Genomic DNA, 8263 nt, shown 5'->3' with positions numbered 1-8263 from the left:
GTCCTCCTTTGTTGCCCCCCTTTTTTTAACAATTCACGCTTCCGGTTGTCTATTGCTTGCTTAACTTATTGACATTGGCTCAATGGGAGAAGTGCTATATTCAGGCGAATACCGCTAGTTGATATACAGTGTATATCCGTCGTAGATGGAGGGCAACGGCACGGAATCCAGGTTGGACACAGGCTGGGCATACTCGATGGTGACGGTATCTCCTACGTTCAGAGTGACCACCTCCCGGTTCTGGGCGGCGGAGAGGGAGTAGAAGACCTTCTCGCCCTCCAGACGGATGAAATAGAAGGAGTTGCCTTCGATAACGGCGGTGCGAATTTCAGCAACCTTCCCCTTCGCCTCGGTCTGAGGCAGCAGCTCGACCTGAGTGATACCCTTGTCGGTGAGCTGGCGGATATACTCCTGCTCGCACTTGTCCACCGTGGTCCCGGTGGCTACAATCTGGTACTGGGCCACGTTGACCATGGCATAGCTCTTTACCAGATTGGTGGCGTCCATCAGAGGGATAAAGTAGGTGGGCTGGCCGGAGATGTTCAGCAGAAGGGGGAAGGTGGCGGTGTAGCCCAGGTCCTGGACCACGCCCTCGGCGGAGCGTTGAGCGGCGGCCTCCGTGGCGCCGGGGGCGGTGTAGAAGTGGGTCTCCTTGGTACGCATGTTGCACAGCAGAAAGCCCAGGTTGGACTGGTCCGCGTTGGCGGAGGTGACCCCGGTGTAGGCGTATACGTCGTCGTTCATGGCGATATAGTTGTAGCCGCTGGTGGTCTGGGTCACGTCCTTCTGGCCCAGAATGGAGTTGATGAAGCCGTGAACCAGGGTGCCGTAGTAGTCGTACTGCTGCATAATCAGCGCGGGGACGTAGAGGGTGTCTACCCAGCTGGGCACCTCCTCATAATACTGGCTCTCGCCGGTGATGGCGTCCACCAGCACCGCCCCCTGGATGTCCACCCCGCCGAACAGGCCGATACGCTTGACCACCCTGGGGGCGATCCACCAGGGACGGCCCTCTTCGTCGATCTCAAATTCCGGGGTGGCGAACATCATAGTGGGGTACTGGAAGCGCAGATGGCGCAGGATGTTCCGGTTCAGCGGCTCGGAGAAGGAGTACTTCATCCCCTCGCTCAGCCGGATAACGGTGGCCTCCTGGGTGACCATGTCCACCACCACGTAGGCGGGCAGGCCGCTGCTCCGGTTGGTGAACCATTTAATCAGGTCGGCGTAGGCGATAGGGGCCACCCGGACGGGCCTGCCCTGGTAGTTGATCTGGGTGGAGTCGCCGGAGTATTCAAACTGGCTGACCATATCGCTGAGGGTGCCCATCTGGCGGTCGCCCAGAAATTCGGCGGAGGTACGGTCCAGGGTGGGGATCTCGTTAAAGGAAATCTGGGTCACGTCGGCGGCGAAGTCGCCGGTCTGGACGGTGAGCAGCTCCCGGTAGGCGGAGGCCCGGAAGACGGGCATGGAGATGATCTGCCCCACAATGGCCACCAGGACCACCGCGGCGAAGAGGATCAGCACCGGCAGACAGCTCTTTTTGACGAACTGGAACCACTCCTTGATCTTCTCCCTGGGGGTGCGCACGACAGAGTATTCGCCCTGATCCAGCGGTTTTGCGGACAGTACAAAGACGCTGACGGTGTACACCACACACAGCAGAAGCAGGAAGCTGTAGAAATCCCCCGACTGGAGATTGATGGCGGGCAGGGACACATAGAAATACACAAAGCCCACAACCGCCGTAATCAGCAGGCTGACCAGCAGACTGCCCGCCCGGCCCATGGGTTTTCGGGTCTTTTTTTCTTTCAAGGCAAAATTCTCCTCTTTTTTTAAATTTGCTGGGAAGGTTATTTTATAGGATATACGATTTTGCCGGAAAAAGCAATGGACAGAAGATTAAAATTTAAAAGTCTTGCCAAATCGGGAAAGATTCACTATAATAAGGAAAACCTGAATACTGGAGGAGAGAGTATCATGGCACTTGATATGAAATATTTTGAAGAGATGGAGGCCAAGATTCCCAAGGGCAAGGTGCGCACCCGGTTTGCGCCCTCTCCCACGGGCTATATGCACGTGGGCAACCTGCGCACAGCGCTGTACACCTGGCTCATTGCCCGGAACGCCGGGGGCACCTTTATCCTGCGCATTGAGGACACCGACCAGGGCCGTCTGGTGGAGGGGGCCACCAACGTGATTTACAAAACCCTGGCCGAGTGCCATCTGGACCACGACGAGGGCCCCGACGTGGGCGGCCCTGTGGCCCCTTATATCCAGTCGGAGCGGCAGGACACCTATGGCAAGTACGCCCGTCTGCTGGTGGAGAAGGGGCAGGCCTACTACTGCTTCTGTGAAAAGACGGAGAGCGCCGAGGACGCCGGCGAATTTAACAGGGCGGACGATCCCTGTCGTGCCCTGTCCCTGGAGGAGGCCCAGGCCCGGGTGGACGCCGGCGAGCCCTATGTCATCCGCCAGCGCATTCCCAAGGAGGGGACCACAACCTTCTGTGACGCCATTTTCGGAGATATCACCGTGGAGAATGAGACCCTGGACGATCAGGTCCTGATCAAGCGGGACGGCATGCCCACCTACAACTTCGCCAATGTCATTGACGACCACCTGATGGGCATCACCCATGTGGTCCGGGGCAGCGAATATCTGTCCTCCGCCCCCAAGTATAACCTGCTCTACGAGAGCTTCGGCTGGGAGGTACCCACCTATGTCCACTGTTCCCCCGTCATGCGGGACGCTCAGAACAAGATGTCCAAGCGCCACGGCGACCCCTCCTATGAGGATTTGAAGGAACAGGGCTTCCTTACCGAGGCCATCCTGAACTATGTGGCCCTGCTGGGCTGGTCCCCCCGGGGGGATATCGCCGAGCAGGAGGTCTTCTCCCTGGAGGAGCTGGCCCGCGCCTTTGATCTGGCGGGCATGTCCAAGTCTCCTGCCATCTTCGATATTGAGAAGCTGACCCACTTTAATGCCCTGTACCTGCGGGCCATGTCCCCGGAGGACTTCGCACAGGCGGCCAAGCCCTATATCCGACAGGCTGTAAAGGATGAGCGCCTGCCGGTGGAGGAGATCGCCGCCCTGCTCCAGGCCCGGTGCGAAAAGCTCACCGATATTCCGGAGAAGGTGGCCTTCTTCAGCGCTCTGCCTGACTACAGCGCAGATTTGTTTACCAACAAGAAGTCCAAAACCAACCCCGAGGTGTCCAAAGCCATGCTGGAGGCGGCCATCCCCATGCTGGAGGGGCTGTCTAACTGGAGCCAGGATGCCATTCACGACGGGCTGGTGGCTCTGGCTGAAAAGCTGGAGGTGAAAAATGCCACCCTCATGTGGCCGGTGCGCATTGCCGCCGCCGGTCAGGCCGTCACCCCCGGCGGCGCGGTGGAAATCTGCCGCATTTTGGGCCGGGAGGAGACCATCCTCCGGCTGAAACTGGGACTGGACAAGCTGTGAGATGGGGTCTGGACAAGAACCTGGCTGATAGGGGGAGTCCTTTAGGGAGGTAGTCCAATGCCCGTTGCCTTAACAGATGAACAACAGAAAATTGTAGACGACCGGGACGGTGAGCTGCTGGTATCGGCGGCGGCGGGATCGGGCAAGACCCGGGTGCTGGTGGAACGGCTGCTGGACCGGGTAATCCGGGAGGGGCTGGATATCGACCGTTTCCTGGTCATAACCTATACCAAGGCGGCGGCGGCGGAGCTGCGGGGACGCATTGCCCAGGCGCTGTCCAAGCGGCTGGCCGATTCCCCAAATGACCGCCATCTCCGCCGCCAGACCACTTTGGTGTACCGTGCGCAGATATCCACCATTCACGCCTTCTGTGCCACCCTGCTTCGGGAGCACGGTCATCTGCTGGACCTGGACCCGGATTTCCGCCTGTGCGACGAGGGGGAGGGCCACGTCCTCATGGCCCAGGTGCTGGAGGAGGTGCTGGACAAGCGGTATGAGGACCTCACCAAGGACAGCCCCTTTGCTCTGCTGGTGGACACCCTGTCCGCCGGACGGGATGACAGCAAGCTGGCCCAGATCACCTCGGATATCTTTTCCAAGGTCCAGAGCCACCCGGACCCCGCCCGCTGGCTGGAGAAGCAGAAGGAGCTGTGGAGGCTGGAGGGGGTGTCCGATCTGGGGGAGACCCCATGGGGGGCGCTCCTGCTGGAGGATATCCAACACCAGGCCCTGGCCTGCCGGGACCGGCTGCTCCAGGCGCTGGAGCTGTGCCAGGGGGACGAGCTGCTGGCGGTCAACTATGCCCCTTCAATCTCCGCCACCCTGGAGGAGCTGGAGTGCTTTTTGCGGGAACAGACCTGGGATGGGGCCTGCGCAAGGCTGCCCATCCCGTTCCCCAAGCCTGGTATGAAGAAAAAGCGGACAGTCAGGCTCAGCCCCTTTGAAGAGGAGCGGGCCGAATGGGTGAAAAACCGGGTCAAAGCCGTCCGGGACCGGTGCAAAAAGGCTCTGGAGAGGGCGGTGGAGCCTCTGCTGTCGGGAGACACCGCCGTCCAGCTGGAGGAGCTGGCCCTGTGCGCCCCAGTGGTGGAGGCGCTGATGGACCTGGTGCTGGACTTCCAGGCCGCCTTTTCCCGGGAAAAGGCCCGGCGGGGGCTGCTGGATTTCTCCGATCTGGAGCACTTCGCGGTTCAGCTGCTTACCGACGGTGCAGGGGAGCCAACCCCTCTGGCCCAATACGTGGGGAGCCGGTATGACGAGGTGATGGTGGACGAGTATCAGGACACCAATGCGGTACAAAATGCCATTTTCAGAGCCATCTCCGCCGGCGGACGGCGGCTGTTCCAGGTAGGGGACGTGAAGCAGTCCATCTACCGGTTCCGTCTGGCCGATCCCTCCATCTTTTTAAATAAATACAACCGCTTTCCCGATGGGGAAGAGGGAATAGAAGGACAGCCCCGGCGGCGGGTGCTGTCCCAGAATTTTCGATCCCGTCCCCAGGTGCTGGAGGGGTGCAACGACCTCTTTAAAAGCATTATGTCAACTGAATTCGGTGAGCTGGACTATGACGAAAAACAGGCCCTGGTGCCGGGAAAGTCCTTTCTGTCCGAAGAGGGGGATGATCCCTATGCCCTGGAGCTGAACGCTCTGGACCTGTCCTTCCTTGGGGACGTGGAGGGGGAGAAGGATGACAAGAACCTGCTGGAAGCACGGTTTGCCGCCCGCCGCGTCCGTGAGCTGCTGGACCAGCCCCTGATGATTGAGGAGGGGAACGCCCTGCGTCCCCTGCGGCCGTCAGATGTGATGATTTTGATGCGCAGTCCCGGGCCAGTGCTGCACCACTATATCCAGGCCCTCGGTGAGGAAGGCATCCCCTGCGCCGCCGGCGGCGGAGAGGACTTCTTTGAAAGCACCGAGGTCAATGTGGCTCTGGCCATTCTTCAGATTGTGGATAATCCCCGTCAGGATGTGCCCCTCATTGCCGCCCTGCGCTCCCCGGTATACGGCTTTTCCGGGGACAAGCTGGCCCTGCTTCGGGCGGACTGCAAGGGTGATTTTTACAGCACCCTGGTCCACGCCGCCGGGACGGGAGACAAGGAGTGCCAGGACTTTCTGGACCGGCTGGAGGAGCTGCGCTTCGGGGCGGGAGACCGCACCTGCCGTCAGCTGATGTGGTACATATTTGAGAAGACCAACCTGCTGGGCGTCTTTGGTGCCATGGCGGGGGGAGGGGAGCGGCAAAGCAATCTGCTGGCCCTCTATGCCCTGGCCGGCCAGATGGAGGACAGCGGATGCAGAACCCTGTTTCAGTTCCTCCTGCGGCTGGACCGGCTGAAAAAAGCTGGTTCCCGGCTGGGGTCCGTCTCTGGAGCGGGCCAGGAGGGGGAGGGTGTGTCCATCCTTACCATCCACGGCTCCAAGGGTCTGGAGAAGCCGGTGGTGCTGGTATGCGGACTGAGCAAACATTTCAACCGGGATAGCCTGATGCGCCCGGTGCTCTTTCATCCGGAGCTGGGGGTGGGTCCCCGGGGTTTGGACCGGGAGCGGATGGTGGAGTATCCCACCCTGGCCCGGCGGGCGGTGGCCCGCAAGGTGGAGCGGGAGATGCTGGCAGAGGAGATGCGGCTGCTCTATGTGGCCATGACCCGGGCTCGGGAGAAGCTGATCCTCACCATGACCCTGCCCGAGGGAGGGGCCGCCCTGGAGCGTCTGGGGGAGAGCCTGCCCATTTCGCCGCTGGCCTTGGAGGGGCAGCAGAGCGTGGGGGCCTGGGTGCTCCTTCACGCCCTCACCCGGCCTGAGGGAGGCGCCCTGCGTGCTCTGGCCTGCCTGCCCGAGGTCTGCTTGGAGACAGCTGGCCCCCCCTGGGATATTCGCTGGGTGGATGGAACTGCCCTGAGGGAAGCACGTAAAGTGAAAGGCCATTACACCGATTTGCCTCAGGAGGAGGTCGCCGGAGAGGATCTGAGCGCCCGTCTGAGCTGGACCTACCCTCACCTTGGGGCGGCAAATCTGCCCTCCAAGCTGACCGCAACCCAGATTAAGGGACGGACTCTGGACCAGGAGGCGGCGGAGGACACCGTCCAGCCTGCCCGCAGGGGACAGCCTATCACCCGGCCCAACTTTATCGCAGAAGAAAAGGGCCTTACCCCCGCCCAGCGGGGCACCGCCCTCCATTTGGCCATGCAGTACCTGTCCCTGGACGGGGACAGCAGCCCGGAGGGAGTAGGCTTGGAGCTGGACAGCCTGACGGAGGCCGGGTTCCTGACAAAACTCCAGCGCCAGGCGGTGGACCCGGCCCGGCTGTCCGCCTTTTTAACCAGTCCTCTGGGCCGGGCCATGGCGGCGGCGGGGGAGAGGTGCCGCCGGGAGTTTAAATTTTCCGTTCTGGACTCCGCTTTGAACTACTTCCCCGATGGAAAGGGGGAGGAGGTCCTCCTCCAGGGGGTCATCGACGCTTGGTTTGAAGGAGAGGACGGCGCGATCACCGTGGTGGACTTCAAAAGCGACCGCATCCGTCCCGGCGGAGAGCGCGCCCAGGCCGAGGAGTACCGCCCCCAGCTCAACGCCTACAGCCTGGCCCTGTCCGCCATCCTGGGCAAGCCGGTCAACCGGCAGGTACTGTGGTTTTTTGCCACCGATACAGCGGTGGAGCTATAAAGACTGCTGTCTGTACTATGCTGACAGCATCGTATTGTATTTCTTGTTTGTGTGTGTTATCATAATCGCAGAAAGGGGCCCCTTTCTATCCTTTGCAGAGCAAAGGATAAGGCGAACTCAAAATGGGAGGTTATACTGTTTTATGAAGTTGAAGAATCAAGCAATTTCTATGGCGATTTTGGTGTCTGGTATGTGGATCATAACCAAGACCAATCGGGTTGAAGTGCCGTTGTATGTGACGGGTCTTGGAACGCTTGCTGTACTTGCTGCGTCTTTTGCTGTACCTGCTGTACTGGAAATGCGGGATTTAAAAAAAGAGCAAAAAAAGATCGACGAAGATAGAGCCGTAAAAAGATTTGAAGAGTTTTACGATGAATGCCAGAAGTATGGTATTGACAGTTTGAAAAATCCAGGTTCCGCCGAAAAGAAGCAGCGCATGGAGCTGCTGGCGAAAAAATATCAATGTGATCTGGCTAATTCGGCGATTTATCAGCAGTTTGATGATTTGCACAGGGAGAAAACACAGCAGAAGATTGAAAAAGAGGCTCAGGTAAAGGAAGAAGAAAAGCGGAAGGAGCAGGAGCAGTATGAAAGGCTGATCCATTACGCTCAGTTCCATGGCACAGATAAGCCGGTCGCTATGTTCAAAGACATGATGGGAGGAGCCAATGTCATTAAATTAAGCGATTTAAGGGGCAGATACGGCGTATCTGGCCCTTAACGCAATCCGGCCAATTGGGTTGCGCCGTTTAGCTGATTATGAAAAAATCGTGAACAATGCCGCAGACCACTTGACAGCCGCAGTATTGCATTATTAAAATGAAACCATAATTATCGCCCAGACAATTCGTAGCGCTATTGCGCATACCAAGGGGCAAAAGAAAACCATTTTTGAAAATAAATAAGTGACGAATACGAAAGGCGACGCCCTCACAGATGAGAGGGTGCGTCTTTTGTGCTTTTCTGGCGATAGTTTTACAACTATCGAAACGAGGAAAAATTATGGAAAGGCTTGAAAATCGTCACAATTCAGACACTCAAACAGCTATATTTGAAGAAGCAAGGGCTTGGTGTAAAATCTTGTGTAAGCGAAAATCGACAAAGTCAAGAAGTGGCGCGATGGAAAGTGCACAGGCTGGGG

4 protein-coding genes are annotated in these 8263 nt (G+C 58.7%); 3 read left to right on the top strand and 1 reads right to left on the bottom strand.

What is annotated here, in order from left to right:
• Positions 1 to 114: 114 nt before the first annotated feature.
• Entirely contained in the window at positions 115 to 1785 is a 1671-nt protein-coding gene (locus NFS22_RS22535) for a CvpA family protein (RefSeq protein WP_251319895.1), read from the bottom strand.
• Between the two features lie 192 nt (positions 1786 to 1977).
• Here NFS22_RS22535 and gltX point away from each other — a divergent pair, with 192 nt between their 5' ends.
• The 3 genes from gltX (at position 1978) to NFS22_RS22520 (ending at position 7843) form a co-directional block, all read left to right on the top strand.
• Positions 1978 to 3462, top strand: a complete 1485-nt coding sequence (gene gltX, locus NFS22_RS22530; RefSeq protein WP_251319894.1) for a glutamate--tRNA ligase — start codon at positions 1978 to 1980, stop codon at positions 3460 to 3462.
• A 57-nt stretch (positions 3463 to 3519) separates the two neighbouring features.
• Positions 3520 to 7122, top strand: coding sequence for a helicase-exonuclease AddAB subunit AddA (gene addA, locus NFS22_RS22525; RefSeq protein ID WP_251319893.1), 3603 nt, complete (start codon positions 3520 to 3522; stop codon positions 7120 to 7122).
• Positions 7123 to 7264: 142 nt separating this feature from the next.
• On the top strand, positions 7265 to 7843 hold the full coding sequence (locus tag NFS22_RS22520; RefSeq protein WP_251319892.1) for a hypothetical protein: 579 nt from the start codon (positions 7265 to 7267) through the stop codon (positions 7841 to 7843).
• Positions 7844 to 8263 lie beyond the last annotated feature (420 nt).

This window comes from Flintibacter muris, assembly GCF_943192995.1.
GTDB classification, from domain to species: Bacteria; Bacillota; Clostridia; order Oscillospirales; family Oscillospiraceae; genus Lawsonibacter; species Lawsonibacter muris.
This window is presented reverse-complemented; position numbering and strand designations above follow the sequence as displayed.

Excerpts from the sequence above, each read along its gene's own strand:
- addA (WP_251319893.1), top strand. The coding sequence starts at position 3,520 with ATGCCCGTTGCCTTAACAGATGAACAACAGAAAATTGTAGACGACCGG.
- NFS22_RS22535 (WP_251319895.1), bottom strand. The coding sequence starts at position 1,785 with ATGGGCCGGGCGGGCAGTCTGCTGGTCAGCCTGCTGATTACGGCGGTT.
- gltX (WP_251319894.1), top strand. The coding sequence starts at position 1,978 with ATGGCACTTGATATGAAATATTTTGAAGAGATGGAGGCCAAGATTCCC.
- NFS22_RS22520 (WP_251319892.1), top strand. The coding sequence starts at position 7,265 with ATGAAGTTGAAGAATCAAGCAATTTCTATGGCGATTTTGGTGTCTGGT.